This window comes from Flavobacterium piscis (assembly GCF_031457575.1).
Classification (GTDB): Bacteria; Bacteroidota; Bacteroidia; order Flavobacteriales; family Flavobacteriaceae; genus Flavobacterium; species Flavobacterium piscis_A.
Window position 1 is genome coordinate 100447 of the sequence record NZ_JAVDWQ010000006.1, and the last position, 16829, is coordinate 117275.

Annotated in this window: 21 protein-coding genes; 2 read left to right on the forward strand and 19 right to left on the reverse strand. The window is 36.4% G+C overall.

All coding sequences use genetic code 11. The features are described from left to right. Positions 1-59: 59 nt before the first annotated feature. Positions 60-224 carry a hypothetical protein gene (locus J2W48_RS10550; protein WP_310281055.1) on the forward strand — a complete coding sequence of 55 codons (165 nt, stop codon included), beginning with the start codon at positions 60-62 and terminating at the stop codon, positions 222-224. Positions 225-607: 383 nt separating this feature from the next. On the opposite strand, the gene J2W48_RS10555 is transcribed toward J2W48_RS10550, so the two are convergent. From J2W48_RS10555 to J2W48_RS10595, 9 genes are all read right to left on the reverse strand, one after another. Then, a complete protein-coding gene (locus J2W48_RS10555) occupies positions 608-1366 on the reverse strand; it encodes an SDR family NAD(P)-dependent oxidoreductase (protein ID WP_310281056.1) in 759 nt (252 codons plus the stop codon). Positions 1367-1446: 80 nt separating this feature from the next. Continuing rightward, on the reverse strand, positions 1447-1863 hold the full coding sequence (locus J2W48_RS10560) for an OsmC family peroxiredoxin (protein WP_310281058.1): 417 nt from the start codon (positions 1861-1863) through the stop codon (positions 1447-1449). 46 nt (positions 1864-1909) lie between these two features. Beyond that, the gene (locus J2W48_RS10565) at positions 1910-2806 is read right to left on the reverse strand and encodes a helix-turn-helix domain-containing protein (protein ID WP_310281060.1); all 897 of its coding nucleotides are present in this window, start codon (positions 2804-2806) and stop codon (positions 1910-1912) included. Between the two features lie 60 nt (positions 2807-2866). Continuing rightward, on the reverse strand, positions 2867-3685 hold the full coding sequence (locus J2W48_RS10570; protein WP_310281062.1) for an SDR family NAD(P)-dependent oxidoreductase: 819 nt from the start codon (positions 3683-3685) through the stop codon (positions 2867-2869). 145 nt (positions 3686-3830) lie between these two features. Next, entirely contained in the window at positions 3831-4016 is a 186-nt protein-coding gene (locus J2W48_RS10575) for an SDR family NAD(P)-dependent oxidoreductase (RefSeq protein WP_310281064.1), read from the reverse strand. A gap of 350 nt (positions 4017-4366) precedes the next feature. After that, positions 4367-5047 carry an NADPH-dependent F420 reductase gene (locus J2W48_RS10580; protein ID WP_310281065.1) on the reverse strand — a complete coding sequence of 227 codons (681 nt, stop codon included), beginning with the start codon at positions 5045-5047 and terminating at the stop codon, positions 4367-4369. A gap of 236 nt (positions 5048-5283) precedes the next feature. Then, the gene (locus J2W48_RS10585; RefSeq protein WP_310281067.1) at positions 5284-6039 is read right to left on the reverse strand and encodes an NADPH-dependent F420 reductase; all 756 of its coding nucleotides are present in this window, start codon (positions 6037-6039) and stop codon (positions 5284-5286) included. 21 nt (positions 6040-6060) lie between these two features. After that, a complete protein-coding gene (locus J2W48_RS10590) occupies positions 6061-6804 on the reverse strand; it encodes a glucose 1-dehydrogenase (protein ID WP_310281069.1) in 744 nt (247 codons plus the stop codon). Between the two features lie 122 nt (positions 6805-6926). Then, complete coding sequence (locus J2W48_RS10595; protein ID WP_310281071.1) at positions 6927-8324, reverse strand: NtaA/DmoA family FMN-dependent monooxygenase; 1398 nt, start codon at positions 8322-8324, stop codon at positions 6927-6929. Positions 8325-8388: 64 nt separating this feature from the next. On the opposite strand from J2W48_RS10595, the gene J2W48_RS10600 reads away from it, so the two are divergent. Beyond that, entirely contained in the window at positions 8389-8736 is a 348-nt protein-coding gene (locus J2W48_RS10600) for a winged helix-turn-helix transcriptional regulator (RefSeq protein ID WP_310281073.1), read from the forward strand. Between the two features lie 1340 nt (positions 8737-10076). Here J2W48_RS10600 and J2W48_RS10605 read toward each other — a convergent pair. From J2W48_RS10605 to J2W48_RS10650, 10 genes are all read right to left on the reverse strand, one after another. Beyond that, positions 10077-10814: a metallophosphoesterase family protein gene (locus J2W48_RS10605; protein WP_310281075.1), complete on the reverse strand. Its 738-nt coding sequence runs from the start codon at positions 10812-10814 to the stop codon at positions 10077-10079. Beyond that, entirely contained in the window at positions 10815-11588 is a 774-nt protein-coding gene (locus J2W48_RS10610; protein WP_310281077.1) for a metallophosphoesterase family protein, read from the reverse strand. Positions 11589-11595: 7 nt separating this feature from the next. Continuing rightward, a complete protein-coding gene (locus J2W48_RS10615; RefSeq protein ID WP_310281079.1) occupies positions 11596-12156 on the reverse strand; it encodes a hypothetical protein in 561 nt (186 codons plus the stop codon). Then, positions 12150-12653 (reverse strand): FAD-dependent oxidoreductase, encoded by a 504-nt coding sequence (locus J2W48_RS10620; protein ID WP_310281081.1) that lies wholly within the window; start codon positions 12651-12653, stop codon positions 12150-12152. The genes J2W48_RS10615 and J2W48_RS10620 overlap by 7 nt, the downstream gene beginning before the upstream one ends. A 157-nt stretch (positions 12654-12810) precedes the next feature. Beyond that, on the reverse strand, positions 12811-13881 hold the full coding sequence (gene arsB, locus J2W48_RS10625; RefSeq protein ID WP_310281083.1) for an ACR3 family arsenite efflux transporter: 1071 nt from the start codon (positions 13879-13881) through the stop codon (positions 12811-12813). A 2-nt stretch (positions 13882-13883) separates the two neighbouring features. Continuing rightward, positions 13884-14516, reverse strand: coding sequence for an arsenate-mycothiol transferase ArsC (locus J2W48_RS10630; RefSeq protein ID WP_310281084.1), 633 nt, complete (start codon positions 14514-14516; stop codon positions 13884-13886). A 28-nt stretch (positions 14517-14544) separates the two neighbouring features. Next, a complete protein-coding gene (locus J2W48_RS10635) occupies positions 14545-15012 on the reverse strand; it encodes a DUF6428 family protein (RefSeq protein WP_310281086.1) in 468 nt (155 codons plus the stop codon). A 19-nt stretch (positions 15013-15031) separates the two neighbouring features. Next, positions 15032-15364: an ArsR/SmtB family transcription factor gene (locus J2W48_RS10640; protein WP_310281087.1), complete on the reverse strand. Its 333-nt coding sequence runs from the start codon at positions 15362-15364 to the stop codon at positions 15032-15034. A 33-nt stretch (positions 15365-15397) separates the two neighbouring features. After that, a complete protein-coding gene (locus tag J2W48_RS10645) occupies positions 15398-15811 on the reverse strand; it encodes a hypothetical protein (protein ID WP_310281088.1) in 414 nt (137 codons plus the stop codon). A gap of 315 nt (positions 15812-16126) precedes the next feature. Continuing rightward, complete coding sequence (locus tag J2W48_RS10650; protein WP_310281090.1) at positions 16127-16828, reverse strand: aromatic aminobenezylarsenical efflux permease ArsG family transporter; 702 nt, start codon at positions 16826-16828, stop codon at positions 16127-16129. Position 16829 lies beyond the last annotated feature (1 nt).

Below are 16829 nucleotides of genomic sequence, written 5' to 3' on the forward strand. Positions count from 1 at the left end.
TAAAAATTCAATTAAAAAATGTTAGCACTGAACAACGTGCAGGTATTAATCGTACTACCTTGTATCATATTGAAAAAGGAAGCTCGAGCGTTTCTATTGGAGGCTATTTTAATGTATTGAGGGTACTTGGATTACAGAATGATATTTTGAAACTAGCAGCCGACGGTGAATTCGGAAGAAAATTACAGGATTTAAAACTTATAGGAAATAAAGACAATGGCTGATACAACAGATGTATGGGTAGATGCTGATTGGAAAGGTTTGGATGAGCCTAAATGTATTGGTATACTGTCTGCATAACAAGCAAAAGGTAAGAAAGCATTTAGTTTTTCTTATGATAACAAATGGATTGCTTCGCATGAGTAATTATTATTAGATCCTGACATTGTTTGGTATAGTGGGAAGCAATATCCAAACGGAAAAGAAAACTTTGGCGTTTTTTTAGATTCAATGCCGGGTACCTGGGTATATTAGGTTTCTAAAAGGTGAGCCTTGGTCTCAACCGCTAAAGCCTTCAGACGGCTATGGTGAATTGAAATCAAGGTTTCACAATTGTTGAAATATACTTTCCTAAAGATAAACCGCTTTAAAATTAATGTACAATATATTATATTCTATATCCGCCAGAAACTTCAATGCGTTGGGCATTAATCCATTTGGAATCATCTGAACAAAGGAAAGCTATGACACTTCCAATATCATCTGGCAAACCCACTCTTCCCAAAGCGGCTTCTGAAGATAAATATTTATTTACCTCTGGTATATCGCGAACAACACCACCATCAAAATCTGTTTCAATTGCACCTGGAGCAAGCGCATTGACTCTTATCTTTCTACCACCTAGTTCTAGAGCTTGATATCTGGATAATGCATCGATCGCAGCCTTCATAGCGCCATAAGCAGAGTACCCTGGAGATGAAAATCTTGCCAAACCCGAAGAAATATTCACGATACTGCTTCCTTCATTTAATAATGGTAATAGTTTCTGCGTTAAGAAATAAGGTCCTTTAAAATGAATATTTGTCATTAAATCGACGATTTCTTCCGTCATAATTTCAAAGCTCTGGTTGATTCCTATGCCTGCGTTGTTTACCAGTGCATCCAGTTTTGCAAAAGAAAATTGTGTATCCAAAATATTTTTCACTTCCGCTGTGAATTGATCAAAACCAGCCGTTGTTGAGATATCAAGGGATAATGCAAATGCTTTTTGTCCGATACTTTCAATTTCCGTTACCACCTCATCTGCAAATTCTTTTTTGGTTTGATAAGTAAGGATAATATCAAACCCTTTTTTTGCCAGTTGCAAAACTGAATCTTTACCAAGTCCTCGGCTTGCGCCTGTTACCAATGCTATTTTACTTGCCATTTTTATTGTTTTATTTGTTTTTTATAAAGTTTAAATTAGAGTATTTATATAAATCAAAAGATCAATAACCTTCTGGTTATTTAGGCTATCAAATGTGCTTCAGAACTTATTGGTATGTTCAATACTTTAGAAATTAAGCAATTTTTCTCAGCATCTTTTGTAATGGTTTTAAATTCATCTGCACTAATACCAGATACAGCCCCAGAGATTGAAAGATGCATTCCTGTTATTGCAAGACCTTCCATTGTCAAAGTAGCTTCGGTATCCAATGATGTTGGATTTAGTCCTTTTTCTGTTAATGCAAAACTAACCGCCATAGTAAAACATGCAGAATGTGCCGCGGCCAACAATTCTTCAGGATTTGTTCCTTTTTGATGTTCTTCAAGACGGGTTTTGAAACTGTAATTTGTCCTGTTTAGAATTTCACTTTGGGTGGTCAACTCCCCTTTACCTTCTTTTATAGTGCCAGACCAATGTGCTTTTGCTGTACGTTTCATCCTTTATGATATTAGATTTATAGGTCATTGTTGCCCGCTGCTATTGTTAGTTTAAGAAGCTTCCTCTGAATTGATTAGGGGTGGCACCTACTTCTTTTTTAAACAGACGGGAAAAATAAGTTGTGTTTTCAAAGCCTAACAGGTACGAAATTTCAGAGATATTGAGTTCTCCTTCAGTCAATAAATTTTTGGCTTCGCCGATTAAAAAAAGATGGATTAGCTCTAATGCTGTCTTACCTGTTTCCTCTTTAAGTAAATCGGTTAAATAACGGGACGATATATGCAGCTTTTCTGCCATTAGCGCTACCGTGGGCAATCCAATGTCTTTCGTTTTTCTTTCTTCAAAATTTGCGACAAGCAGTGCATTAAACTTCGTTACCGTTGAACCTGCTAATTGCTTTCGGTTGATAAACTGTCTTTTATAAAAACGTTGCGCATATTTTAACAAAGATTCCAAGTGGCTGATAATTATAGATTTGCTTAGCTCGTCCGTATTATTATTGTACTCTTTTTCGATATTGAAATACAAATTCCATATGATGTCCTCCTCGGAGGGCGAGAGGTGTAATGCCTCATTGACTTCATAATCGAAATAACCGTATTTCTTTATTTCGTTGTAAAGGACTGTTCCCGGCAGAAAGTCTTCATGGATAAGGATCAGAAATCCCTTCTCCTCTAGTTCCACATTTTTAAAGACCACTTTTTGATGGGGCTTTACAAAAGACATCGAACCACGGTCATGGTCATATTTTGTCTTTCCATATTGCATGCTGCCAGATTTCAGCTTCTTAAAACCTATGATGTAAAATGCCGAAGAAAATTCGATTACAGTATTACCGTCACAGCTCTCCCGTTCACCGTATGCCACGCTAAAAAGAGGATGCTCTGGTGGCTTTATGCCAAGCGCTTCGTGCAGTTCGCTTATTTTTTTAAAGTGATTCATTTTTTTTATCAATTGTAACAGCAGAACCTACAAATCCAGGTCATGCTAATTAAACTTCTGTTAACCATGTGCCGCTACTGAAACGTCCTGCCATGATTCCCATGTTTTAAGACGTTCCTCATAGGTATGCTTAACCCAAGGGTAGGTTGTTTTACCCAACAACAATCGCAATGGAGGATTTTCTGAATCCACCAGGCTAAAAACAGCTTGGACAGTTGCCTCAGGATTACCGGAATCCTGTTCATTGGCATGCTCATAAAAATCCTTTCTTATCTCATCGTAAGCATTTACAGTTGCACTTAATGCCAGCGAATTGGTACCGAAGAAATCTGTGGAGAAACCACCAGGTTCGAGTATGGTTACCTTGATACCAAAACCACTTACTTCGCCAGCCAATGTTTCAGTAAGGCCTTCGACCGCAAACTTAGATGCACTGTACAGTCCCATCAATGATACTGTGTTCAAGCCCAAAGCACTGGAAAGCTGAATAATCTGCCCCGATTGCTGCTCTCGCATGATGGGCAGAACTGCCTGTACAGTCCACAATGAACCCAGTACGTTGGTTTCAAATTGTGCCCTTACATCTTTCTCATCTAGCTCTTCTACAGCTCCAACGTGCCCAAAACCTGCATTATTTATTAATACATCGATTGTTCCAAAATGTTTTTTTGCAGCTTCAATTGCTTCAAAACTTGCTTTTTTATCAGTAACATCAAGTTTTAGAACCAATAAGTTTGATGGAAATTCTTTACTCAATGCTGTTAATACATCAAGGTTACGAACTGTTGCCACTACATTATCGCCACGTTTTAGAAATGCTTCCGTCCAAATCCTTCCGAATCCACGGGATGCTCCTGTTATAAAAATTGTCTTTGCCATTATTTTATTTTTTAGCTATTTGATATAGGCAAAATTATGTAGTTAATAAGCACTATAGTGATACAGAAGTAGGCAATAATGAAACATTTTAACGAAATGCTGCTTCTTTGATAATTCTATATTTTAATTTGTCCTAGGATTTTTTCTAGCAATGCTCTGTTAATTTAACAACATCTGGATGAGATGAATAGCTTGACATTGCTGAAAGGTCGGCAATTGAAATATTGACAATAAATCCTTGACCTGCTTTTAGCATCGAAGGAATGACTGATTTCATTCCTAAAAATACACCATCACTATTCACGCGCATTTTTTTTTGTATTCGTTGCAATCAAGATTGGCTACGTTTGCAAATTTACCTGCAATACCTTGCGTTGTTGACCAGGACAGAAATGTTGCCAAAATGCTTTTCAGCATCGGAGTGACGAACGGGTGCAGTTGCAATTGCGTCACTACTTTAAAAATAAATGGCTTTCCCGATGAAGGATAGAAGTGCCTTTTAATTTCATAGCCATTAAATGACATTAGCTGCCAATCAACGGTAGTAAAATAAAATGGATTATAAGAGAGAGATGGAACTATTGGTTAGACTCTGGTTAATTATAAATACCTGTACTTTTAAATACAGGTATGTAAATTATAGCAATGCGTATAGTGCATAAATCTTCTACACCAAATCTTCTATAAAAACGGACGAATTGACTCGTCGGCCATTTCAAGATATTGAGCACGCTTGCTTACATCAGCTTCTTGTAATGCGGCTGCTAAAGCTTCCTTATCAAGATCCTTGCAATAGGCGGGAGTACCGGGCTGTTGTCTCCAGGATTCGGAAAGCAATCCACCATCAATAGCGTCAAAACCAATTTCATTAATAAGTGCCTTAACGATCTGTTTATGTCCCTCTTCATTACCTGCAACAGATAAAGCTACTCGGTCAGGGCTTTCTACAGGCGTTGATTTTGAAGCCAAACTTGACGAAAGAATATTGTTGAAAGCTTTGATTACAGGGTGACCAAATACTTTTGCTGCCCATTCACTGTCCGTCAATCCATCCTTCAGGTTAACATTCTCTCCGTCACGTGATGGATAGTAATTACCGGTATCTATGATAATCGCCCGTGAGGCGGACAAAATAGCAACCGGAAGCTTTTCCATCGCCGTTGGAGGTACAGCGACAATTATGATGTCTTTAGCTTCTGCCGCTTCTTCTACTGTGGCCGGCGTTGCACCACTTTTTTTAGCGACTTCTACCAATGATTCCGGTCCTCGCGAATTTGCAATTTTTACCGTATGCCCCAAGGCGGTCAAGTGTCCGGCTAGTGTACTTCCAATGTTACCGGATCCGATTATTCCTATTTCCATTTTAATATATATTTAATTTATTTGTTATTTTTCGTGATTATTTTAAATACGCGGCCAGTTCTACATTTCGCAACGAGCACTTACTCTTGCGTACTTACCTGTCTTCCCTTTGCCATTATTTTATTTTGCTATTTGATATAGGCAAAATTATGGCGTTAATAAGCATTATAGTGATACAGAAGTAGGCAATAATGAAACATTTTAACGAAATGCCGCTCCTCTGATAATTCTATATTTTATTTTGTCCTAGGATTTTTTTTAAACAATGCTCTATTAAATTTAACAACATCGTGATGGGATGGATAGGATGGTAACGCAGAAAGTTCTGCAATAGCCTTGTCTCTCAAAACAGGTGCATCTTCTTTCACACCATCTGCCAATGCCTGTTTTAATTCCTCAGCATTAAGTTCTGTGCAGTAAGCAGGAGTTCCTGGCTGATGTCTCCAAGATTCAGAAAGTTTGCCGGAGTCAACTACATCGTAACCGGCATCATTAACCAATGTGGCAATTACTTTTTTCGCTTGCGGATCATCACCCGCTACAGCCATTGCTATTCTGTCTTCAGCACCAGTTTTTTTCCCACCGCTTGCCAGTGTTTCTGCCAATAAATTATTGAAAGCTTTTACTACAGGCCTTCCCAATTGTTCAGATACCCAGATACTTTCTACTTTTCCGTTTTTGATCTCTTCAATGTCGGCATCACGGAAAGGATAGTAATTTGATGTATCAACCACAATTACATTTTCCGGAACGTCTGCGAACAAATCTTCGGGCAAAGTTGGGATTGCTATCGTTGGCACCGATAATATGATGACATCTACATCCTTTACAACATCTTTCTTATTTGCAGCCGTTACACCTAATTCCTCAGCACGTGCATTTAATTTATTTGCGTCATCCGAATTATTAATTTTTACACTGTGACCTGCTTCAGCCATTTTCCTTGCGATTGTACCGCCTATTGCACCGGTACCTATGATTCCTATTTTCATTACTGTGTTATTTTAAATTGATTATTTTGCAGTCATACCACCGTCTACTTTGTATTCAGCAGCAGTAAGGTATGATGATTCATCAGAAGCCAGAAATAAGGAAACGTATGCCACCTCAATAGGTGTAGCTAATCTACCCAACGGGGTTGGTTCTAGAATTTTAGGATCGTCAAATAATTTGGGATCTACAATTCCAGTTTTCACGCCGCCCGGATGTACCGAATTAACTCTGATATTTCGGGTCGCATATTCCAAAGCTGCCATTTTTGTAAGACCTGTGACCGCAAACTTACTTCCTACATAAGCGGCATTTGGGGATCCGGGGGCAACCTGCAATCCTGAAACAGAGGAAATATTGACAATAGACCCTTGACCTGCCTTAAGCATCGAAGGAATAACTGATTTCATCCCTAAAAATACACCATCACTATTTACTGCCATCACCTTTTTGTATTCATTGAAATCAAGATCGGCAACATTGGCAAATTTACCTGCGATACCTGCGTTGTTGACCAGGACAGTAATGTTGCCAAAATGCTTTTCAGTAGTTTCCACTATTCTCATCCATCCTTCTTCGCTTGTAACATCGTGTTTTATAAAAATGGCGTTATCCCCTAATGATTCTGCCAAAGCAACTCCTTCATCTTCAAGCACATCAGTAATAATAACTTTAGCTCCGTGCTCAACAAATAACCTAGCGTGAGCTTCTCCCATTCCTCTTGCGCCACCTGTGATGATGGCAACTTTACCCTCTAATCTTTTCATTTTATTTTTATTTTATGTTGATTGATAACTAATTTAAATTAATCAGCCATTCCATTTTGGTATAGAAGACTTATATGATCTTTTGATGTAGATCCCTCACATTCATTATGGTTTTTTTCGATTTAAACCCGAAGATCAATTCCATACTGATTCGGAGCACCAAGGTGTTCACGTAGAGTATTGCCTTCGTAATCCTGATGGAAAAGTCCACGCTTCTGTAAAATAGGAACCACTTCGTCCACAAAAGCATCAATTCCATCGAAATTAACATCCGGCGAAATCCAAAATCCATCGGCAGCACCTGCTTCAAACCATTCTTGCATATGATTTGCCGCTTCAATTCCCGGACCTACAATTACGGGATGATAATCGATAACGCCGTGAGCAAGAATATCACGAAGGCTCCAGCCTTCTTCTGCGATTTTTAATGCGTTTGCAGAACGTGGGTCGTATCGAGACGGACGAGCATTTTCTAACAAGGATTTTGATATTGGCTCGTTTAACTGAGCAGCATCAAGCGGAATACCCAACATTTGTTGCAGATAGCTGATTCTTTGAGGAAAGTGATGTTCTGTTAATTGAATGCGACGGTCGAGTGCGGTACGCCTATCTTTTGCAATGGTGGTCATCAAACCAGCGATATATTTAATTTCATCGGGGTTACGACCGAAACTTTTTGCCGATTCTCTAAAAGCATTTCGTTGAGCACGAGCATCTTCAATGGTAAAAGCTGCACCAATAACCACATTGGCAAAACGCCCTGCCAATTCGTGTGCATTCGGACTCCCACCTGCGTGAAAAATAATGGGCTGACCTTGCTCCGATGGCGGAATATAAAGCGGTCCTCTTGAGCCTACATATTTGCCTTGTAGATTAATCGGAAGGATTTGGTCTATGTTTGCAAACTGTCCGGTTTGCTGATTATGAATCCAGGCATCCTTTCCCCAACTGCTCCAAAGAGACTGGATTAATTGGATAACCTCATGCGCACGGCCATAACGGTCTTCGCTTGATGGAATTTTTCGTCCGTAATTTGCTGCAACATCTTCTCCACTGGAAGTGATCGCATTCCAACCAGCACGACCGTGGCTCATCACATCCAATGCCTTAAACTGTCTTGCCAGATTGAAAGGTTCATTAAAAGTGGTAGAACCCGTTGCTACCAAACCAATACGTTCGGTTTCGCGTGCGACCGCTGCTAGAGTCATCATCACATCTAGATTAAAGTTTGGCGATTCGGTTTCTATATCGGCCATAATCGCCCCTGGGCCATCAGGCAAAAATATAAACTGAAATTTACCTCGTTCCGCAGCTTGGGCCTGTTTTACACGAGTATCAAAACTGGTGTAGCTTTCGGGGTCAACCCCAGGAAAACGCCAGGCTCCAGATTGGGAACCATATCCATTACCGAGATGTAGACCAATGAGCATTTTTTTATCTATTTCCATAATTTGTAAATTTCGAACCGACTGTGTTGCAAAATTAAACAAAATTACTTTCCTTTGTATAGTGCTTTCCAAAAGGAAAGCAGTTTTAAGAATTGTTATGGCGAAAAAGAAAGTTTACTGCGAGTGTCTAAATACTGTGAAACCGGTTAGAGACACACTTGAAGTTATTAATGGCAAATGGAAATTACCCATCATTATTTCGATAAGTGTTGGTAATAGCCGATTTACGGACATTCAGGAAAGCATTCCTGGATTGACACCGAAGGTGTTGGCTAAAGAACTCAAAGACCTTGAGCAACACAAATTGATTAAAAGAAACATAGTTGAAGATTATCCAGTGAAAATTTCTTACCATCTTGAGCCTTATGCAGATACCTTGACGCCAATAATCTATGCAATGAAAGACTGGGGGATAAACCACCGTCAGAAAATTTTTCACGATGTAAAATCAATAAGCTTGCAAAACAGTTTTGAAAAGTCTTGATTTTGCAGAATTCAAAAAAGATTATTCGGAATGTTGGAATTCTTATGAAAAGAAATATTGTAAAACTGTTTACAATATTTCTTTTCCCTTGTTATCTAAGGATCGAAACAAATTTTAATCAAATGATTCCTCGAGGCTCTGCCTCGGGGTTATTCATTTAACGTAGAAACGTATAAATTTAAGGGAGGATCTCATGGAGGATTGTATATATATGAGAAAATTGAAGGGCATTGGAAAATGTATTAAGCCCTCTATAGCTGGGATGGGCTTTTGGTTTTTGATAGAGGAAATTATACCCTTAGGTTTAATTACGTCTTTACGGTATTTAACTGGTCTATTAAAATGTTCTCTCTTAACGAAGATTCACATGGGGAAAGATATCTTCCCTGTGAATGTTACATTCGTCGATCTTTATCTTTTTATCAATCCTTTTTTAAAGCCTTTATCAATATTGTATGGAGCTGTGCCATTGCTACATTTGACAGGAGGAATTTAGTTGTCCTGTTTTAAAGAAACAAATTTTAAGAATAGCTAATTATTAACCTCTACGATTTCTGACCTGCACTTTTAAGGTTAAGACAGATAATATATATTTACGCTAAGTTTAAAACTTGAATCATGAATAACCAATTTGTGTTCGATAGAACCCTCACACATTAAATGTACACGAATTAAACCTGATTTTAATAGTGATCAAAATGAGTTCTATAAAAAAGTACTCTATAGAGTAGCGCAAAGTATAAACAGTGACATAAAAAAAATCACTTATAAAACATTGTTAATTAGTATATTATATATTTTAAAACTCATTAAACAGAGTCAAAATCGGCACAAGGTGTTCGACTGTGATCCCTGACAGCCCACTAAGAAAAACCTCAATGAAAATTGAGGTTTTTTTATACCGAAAACCCAATAAATACAGGCCTTCACTCAAATCCCCACAAACAAGAAATATGCATATTTTTGAAAAGATAACATGCTGTAAATTAGTAGTTTGTGTGTTTTTAGTTTACATCAAAACTTCTATTATTTGTAAAAACACCTAAAAAATTGTGGCACTTTTTTGAGGATTTTCTTTGCTTTAAAAAGTTTAAAAGTTATATTTTAATATGGCAATTCCGGTGTATTGGTATTCGATTATTCAGTATGCTAATAATCTATATTTAGAAATTTTTTAAATACCTAAAAATGCAATTCCCTATCCATTTTTGTAACTTGGATTTTGATATCCTAGTTTTTTTGGAGCGTTGAAGGAGTGGCAATAGCATCCAAAACGCTGTCATTTAAACCATTTTTTAGGGTTGTATTTAACGCGAGAGAGTATTTGGTGAAGCTATTTATTAAAGTGCTTGAAGTAAGGTTTTTGCATAACTTGAAGGTAATTCGCTGTTTTCTAATGTTTTTACAACTTTTTCGATATCATATTTTACACGAATAAATTTGACATTTATACTTTCTTTATTTGAACAGTTGCTTTTTTTATTGATTGTGATTATAGCATAACAACTTTTGATATTACCGTCTTTAGGTTTGCCTACAGAACCGGCATTGATTGCATGATAGTATTTGTTAGTTTGATTTTTACTTTCAATAATTCTATGATAGGGAATGTGCGTATGTCCGCAAACTAAAATATCTGTTCCTGTTTTTTGAAAAATGTCAAGTAGCTCTTTCTCGTCTTTATTTTCAAATAAATATTCTGTATTACTAAATGGACTTCCGTGAACAAATAGCATTGTAAGCATTTGATTGTTTAACGTGAATTCTAGTTTAATGTGAGCTGGTAAATCTGAAAGATACTCAATATTGTTTTTTGCAATCATTTTATAAGCAATAGTAGTAGTGTCACCTACTATTTCGTTTTTGTGAATTTCAACCGCTTTGACATCATGGTTGCCAGCTATGGTTGGAATTTTACGTTTCCTTATTTCATTAATTACAGCATTTGGCCAAATATTATATCCTACTAAATCACCCAAGCAATAGATTGCATCTACTTCATTTTCTTCAATGCTTTTTAATGTTTCCTCGAAAGCAGGAAGATTGGCATGTATGTCAGATATTATAGCAATTTTCATTTAAATTCCTTTTCTCAGACTTTCAGCATAGGCATTTGGCAATGGGCTGTCTTCAACTGCTTTTGCTGCTTTTTCAACATCGTACTCAAAGCGAATAAATTCAGAAGTAATACTATTTTTGTTATTTATAGAACTGTTTTCGTTTATTGTGAGCATAACATATCCGCCTCTTGAGTCACCATCCTTTGGTTTGCCTATTGAACCAATGTTTATAGCATGACGAAAATGATTTTGGCCGTCAACTCCAGAATTTAATATGCGATGGTATGGCTTATGGGTATGTCCAAAACACATGATATCTGCATCGGCATTTTCCATAATACGCAACATGCTTTTTTCATCGCGATCTTCGAAGAGGTACTCATTAATTTTTCTTGGGCTTCCGTGAACCAACAATAAATTTAGTTTGTCGTTATTTAATTGAAATTCTAATTTAATATGAGCAGGAAGTGAACGCAAATACTGTCTTTCATCATTATTAACAATTGAATTGGTATATGAAATAGAAACTGCACCATTGGCTTTTTCATCATCAGTCTTGTAAGCACAACCACAATCATCGCTGGATCTACCAATACCAAAATCATAATTTCCCGCAATGGTTGGAATGCCTCTTTTTCGTATTTCATTTATTACTTCATTAGGCCAGATATTATAGCCAACTAAATCCCCTAAACAATAGATGGCATTGGGTTTTACTTTTTCAACATCTTTAAAGAAAGCTTCCAATGCCGGTAAATTAGCGTGAATGTCACTGAATAATACTATTTTCATAAGACTTTTATTTATTGTTTAAAAATTCCATTATTTCCTGAATGGCTTGTTTTGCATTTCTGTTTATTCCGATTAAAGTTGCTGATGCGTAACCTGTCCATCCGCCGTAGCCGACAAGCCATAATCCAGGAACTTCAATTGCTTTACTTTCTTTGGTTTTTACAATACCTCTTTCATCAGCAGCAACCAACTCTTTTAAGAAGGATGTTGCGTAGCCAAAACCCGTACACCAAATTATAGCATCAAAATCTTCTTTTGTACCATCGGACCAGACAACTCCATTTTCGTAAAGACTTTCAAAGTTCCCACTCGAATTCAGTACACCTCGTGAACGTGCTTCTTTTACAGGAGGAACCATGACTATATTTCCTAAATCGTAATTAGCTGCATTGAATGGAATTCCTTGTTTTTCGGCATTGTATTTGGCGGAAGCTACATTGAACAGATAAAAACCGTCTACTTCATCAGGCAAATACTGAGGTGGTTTTTTGGTAGACCATTTTACATCTGTCACTTTTGATACTTCGGCTACTATTTGTGCTCCCGAATTTCCTTCACCGACTACCAAAACTTTTTTATTTTTGAATGGTTCTGCATTTTATAGTTTGCTGAATGGACTTGAATTCCTTTGAAAGACTCAATGCCTTTTACTTTTGGTATAAATGGATTGCTCCAAGTACCTGTTGCCGCTATAATAGCTTTGGCAAAATAATCTCCTCTGTTTGTACTAATTTTGAATGTTTTATCTTCTGATGTTATTTTTTCTACTGCAATATTACGTTCTATGGGTAATTGATAGTGTTGCTCGTATTGGCACAAATAATCTATTACTTCCTGTTTTAACGGAAATAGATTTTCAGATTTTGGCATTAGCCAACCGGGCAATGAACTGTGCTGTGCCGGTGAAAAAAGTGTCAGGCTATCCCAAGCATTGTGCCAAGCACCACCGCACTGTGGCTGTTTGTCTAAAATGAGGTAATCTAGTTTACTTCGCCGTAAATAATAACCACAAGCCAGGCCACTTTGACCACCACCAACTATAATGACATCATAGATTTTATTCATTTTATTTTGTTGTACTGAATTTTGGAGTGTAACTAATATAAACTAAACCATAATGTACGTCTTGAAAAGAAAATCATTTATCGTAAATGAAGTTATCAGTAAGACAATAAGACATTCTCGAAGAAGCTAGGTTAGCATATTTTATTTGGTTTTATTTCTAAACTATTTTTGTATAGTATTTTTTTCTAAACCAAAAAGCTAAATTGACTAAAGCAATTAATGCCGGAACTTCTACTAAAGGTCCAATAACACCAGCAAAAGCCTGCCCGCTATTGATACCGAATACACCAATAGCTACCGCAATGGCTAACTCGAAATTATTTCCTGTTGCAGTAAAAGCTATTGCAGTTGATTTAGAATAATCGGCACCGAAATATTTACCCACGAAGAAACTTATAACAAACATGATTAAAAAGTAAATCACTAATGGAATAGCAATTCGAACCACATCCATAGGAATTTGAACTATCAATTCTCCTTTTAAACTAAACATTAATACAATTGTAAATAATAGTGCAATTAATGTTATTGGTGAGATAATTGGAACGTATTTGTTTTGAAACCATTCTTCCCCTTTAAGACTAATTAAGGCGTAACGGCTTATAATTCCTAATGCAAACGGAATACCTAAATAAATCCCAACACTTTCTGCAATTTGACCAATACTGATGTTTACTTCAAAACCCTCATAACCAAAATATGGCGGTAAAATTGTAATAAAAAAGTAAGCATATACACTGTATAATAAAACTTGGAAAATACTGTTTAAAGCAATTAAGCCTGCGCCATATTCACGGTTTCCTTCTGCCAAATCGTTCCACACTACTACCATTGCAATACAACGAGCCAAACCAATTAGAATTACTCCAATCATGTATTCCGGATAACCATTTAGGAAGAATAATGCCAACACAAACATTAAAACCGGACCAATAATCCAATTTAATAATAAAGAGGCGCCCAATACCTTAGTGTTTTTAAACACTTCTCCCATTTTGGAATAATTCACTTTAGCCAATGGCGGGTACATCATTAAAATTAATCCAATTGCCAATGGAATATTAGTTGTTCCACTTGAAAATGAATTGATAAAACCACTGCTTGAAGGAATGAAATAACCAACTCCTACACCAATAGCCATGGCAAGGAATATCCAAAGGGTTAAAAATCGATCCAGGAAACCTAATTTCTTTCTTTCTACTACCGGTGCACAATTGTTTGCTGACATAATTATTTTTTTATTTGGGAGAATACATAAAACATTTCGGTTGCAATTTGCAAACTGCGTTCTTCGTATTTTTCTGATTGCTGCGTTGTATTATCAAATGCTTTTGGGTCTTCAAAAGTTATTGGTATGCGTTTTTCTGCTCCGGCAATAAACGGACAACCACCATCAGCCTGCGAGCAGGTCATAATAGCTGCAAATTCACTTTCGGGGTTAAATTCATCGTCATATTTCTTTGAAAAACCAATTACTGGGTGCTCATTTGGAGCGTATTTGATGGCATACACAGGATTATCTCCGCTCATGGCTGTCAAAACATTAAATCCGGAATTTGCTAAAGTTTTTGCCACCATTGGAAATAAAGACGTGGCTTCGGTACCACCTGAATAACAAAACACATTATTAATTTGAAAAAAAGCGGCTGCTGTTTGCGCCCATACTTGAGATAAATGACTTCTTCTTGAATTGTGTGTGCAAATGAAATTAATCCGGATTTGTTTTTGATGATCCACTTTATTTTGAATGTATGCTACTAATGGTTGCAATATTTCTTTGCGTTCGCCTGAAATACTGTTTAGGTTGATGCTTTTTAGATATTCTGCTAAAGCAGGAAATACCTGTGTTTTTTCTGTAATCATCTTATTTTAGTTATTGATTAGACACATTTTAACAACAGTTACCATCCGGAGTGCAGCAAGGTTCATTATTCATATCCGACAATCTTACTTTTTGTTTTTCAGCAGGAATACCACATTGGTCTTGCGCCAGGCAGGCGGTTTGTTTGTTTAGTAATACAAAATCGTTTCCATCAAAATCCAAATCGTATTTGCCGATAGTAGTGTCTTGGTATTCTACTTCAATTTCAAAATCCTCAATACCTAAGATTTTCTCTGATAACTCGATAATGTTTAGTAATTTTTGTGGTTTTAAGCGATGTTCAAAATCATTGGCATCCCATAACTGGAAGTTAACAACGGTTTCTTTACGAACCGTTCCACCACAATCGATAAAGTTTTTGGTTATTAAACCCACTTCGGTTACATGGAAATGTTCTGGCACTGAAGTGCCGTCTGGTAATGTGAAGTTAACTGCTTCAACTGTTTTTAAAATGGTTTTAATTTGTGATAATTTCATAGTGATTTGTATTTATTGTTTAACAACATTCCTTTCTTTTTTTATCAAAGTGTTCAGTAATGTGTTGAAAGAAGCCCTTAATTTTTTCGATGCCCGGCTCGCTGATGCAATAACATATTGAGGATCCTTCAACGTTTCCTTTAATCAAGCCTGCATTTTTCAGTTCTTTCAGATGCTGGGAAACCGTTGGCTGTGCCAAAGGCAATTCGTTTACAATGTCTCCGCAGATACAAGTATCTACTTTAAGTAAATACTCTATAATGGCAATACGAGCCGGATGCCCTAATGCTTTTGCAAGAATTGCTAACCCATTTTGCTCATCTGTAAAGTGGTCTGTTTTAGTTGCTCCCATAGGATTATATTATAATTGAAATAAAGATGTTGATTAGAAAAGCTGCGTCACTAAAAAACAGCTACAATTTTTAGAACGCTGTGAAATAGATATCGATTTATCTAAAGCATTCAGTTTATTAATAAACTCTGCATTATTTTTATAAAGCTCTTTCAAATTTCTTTTTGTCAGTTCGAAGAGCGGTGTAGATTCATCCAAACTAAAGTATCGCCGGTCGTAAACGACAGGTGAATCGTATGGTACAAATCCGGGCAATGTATAGATTATGATCTTTTCAGAACAATCTATTTTATAGAGTTTTCCTTTATACAATCTCCAATCAGTCCTATGTATTCGAATACCCCATATATTTTTACTTTTTTGCTTTATTGAATCCAAGGTTGTATTAATCCAGCTTTCTTTATTCAATTGTTTACATGTGGGTGGATTTGGAAAAATATTGGTCAATATTGAATTTTTAAAGTCGTTGTGCGTTAGATATATACCATTAACGTCACTTTGGCTATTAGCTTCAAAGCAAAAAAGGCAAGATAATATAATGATTAGCTTCCACATAAGAGACATTATTATATTGCAATATTACAATATAATATTTATAAAAAAAAGCAAAGTCACGAAAACTTCACTTTTACAGGAAAATATAGTCCAGCACAACGCATTCCGAATGGCTTTAAAACACCAAAGAATTGTCTCTATCCAAATTTTGTTTATTATGCTAAAGTTGGCATTTGTTTGTCTATTCTTTTGTTTACAGCATTGTTCTTATATTATTTTGAAAAAGATATTGATATAATATAATCCTGTTAGAATAAATACAACACCTGCCACTACACGCATTACTTTTTCAAATTTAGTGATTGCGTTAAAATACATTCCTAATTTTTGAATGCTAAATGCTATAACAAAAGCAAATAGAATTACGGGTAAACCTGTACCAAAAGAAAAAGCAATAGGTAAAGCCAATCCTGATTTTATAGTCATAGGAAGCAACATTCCAAAATAAAGTGCTCCGCTATATGGACAAAAGGCTAAAGCAAACAAAGCACCTAATAAAAATGAACCTAACAATCCTTTTGTCTTGAATTTATCTGATAATTTATCCGTTATATTTCCTCCTTTGATGAAGTTGAACTTAATAACATCTAGCATTACCAGACCTAAAATGATTAAAACAAAACCAATGTATTTTTCGCCATTTCCTTGAAATAATTTGGCAACTTGAAATTTACTTGCCCCAAAATAAATAATGGCTGCTAAAGCCGTGTAGGAAAACATTCTGCCTAAAGTGTATAAAAAACCACTCAACAACACTTTCTTTTTACTATCAATAGTTTTGGCAATAAAAGCAGTTGCAGTAATGTTGGTTGCCAACGGACAAGGTGCAATAGCAGTGAGTAACCCCAATGTTAGTGCGGCTAACATTGGGGTTTCTCTGTTTTGAGCTAAATCATTTAACCATTCCATA

Excerpts from the sequence above, each read along its gene's own strand:
- J2W48_RS10610 (WP_310281077.1), bottom strand. The coding sequence starts at position 11,588 with ATGAAAATAGTATTATTCAGTGACATTCACGCTAATTTACCGGCATTG.
- J2W48_RS10555 (WP_310281056.1), bottom strand. The coding sequence starts at position 1,366 with ATGGCAAGTAAAATAGCATTGGTAACAGGCGCAAGCCGAGGACTTGGT.
- J2W48_RS10565 (WP_310281060.1), bottom strand. The coding sequence starts at position 2,806 with ATGAATCACTTTAAAAAAATAAGCGAACTGCACGAAGCGCTTGGCATA.
- J2W48_RS10640 (WP_310281087.1), bottom strand. The coding sequence starts at position 15,364 with ATGGGAGCAACTAAAACAGACCACTTTACAGATGAGCAAAATGGGTTA.
- J2W48_RS10650 (WP_310281090.1), bottom strand. The coding sequence starts at position 16,828 with ATGGAATGGTTAAATGATTTAGCTCAAAACAGAGAAACCCCAATGTTA.
- J2W48_RS10620 (WP_310281081.1), bottom strand. The coding sequence starts at position 12,653 with ATGAATAAAATCTATGATGTCATTATAGTTGGTGGTGGTCAAAGTGGC.
- J2W48_RS10585 (WP_310281067.1), bottom strand. The coding sequence starts at position 6,039 with ATGAAAATAGGAATCATAGGTACCGGTGCAATAGGCGGTACAATCGCA.
- J2W48_RS10560 (WP_310281058.1), bottom strand. The coding sequence starts at position 1,863 with ATGAAACGTACAGCAAAAGCACATTGGTCTGGCACTATAAAAGAAGGT.
- J2W48_RS10605 (WP_310281075.1), bottom strand. The coding sequence starts at position 10,814 with ATGAAAATTGCTATAATATCTGACATACATGCCAATCTTCCTGCTTTC.
- J2W48_RS10570 (WP_310281062.1), bottom strand. The coding sequence starts at position 3,685 with ATGGCAAAGACAATTTTTATAACAGGAGCATCCCGTGGATTCGGAAGG.
- arsB (WP_310281083.1), bottom strand. The coding sequence starts at position 13,881 with ATGTCAGCAAACAATTGTGCACCGGTAGTAGAAAGAAAGAAATTAGGT.
- J2W48_RS10580 (WP_310281065.1), bottom strand. The coding sequence starts at position 5,047 with ATGGAAATAGGAATAATCGGATCCGGTAACATTGGAAGTACACTAGCC.
- J2W48_RS10630 (WP_310281084.1), bottom strand. The coding sequence starts at position 14,516 with ATGATTACAGAAAAAACACAGGTATTTCCTGCTTTAGCAGAATATCTA.
- J2W48_RS10590 (WP_310281069.1), bottom strand. The coding sequence starts at position 6,804 with ATGAAAAGATTAGAGGGTAAAGTTGCCATCATCACAGGTGGCGCAAGA.
- J2W48_RS10635 (WP_310281086.1), bottom strand. The coding sequence starts at position 15,012 with ATGAAATTATCACAAATTAAAACCATTTTAAAAACAGTTGAAGCAGTT.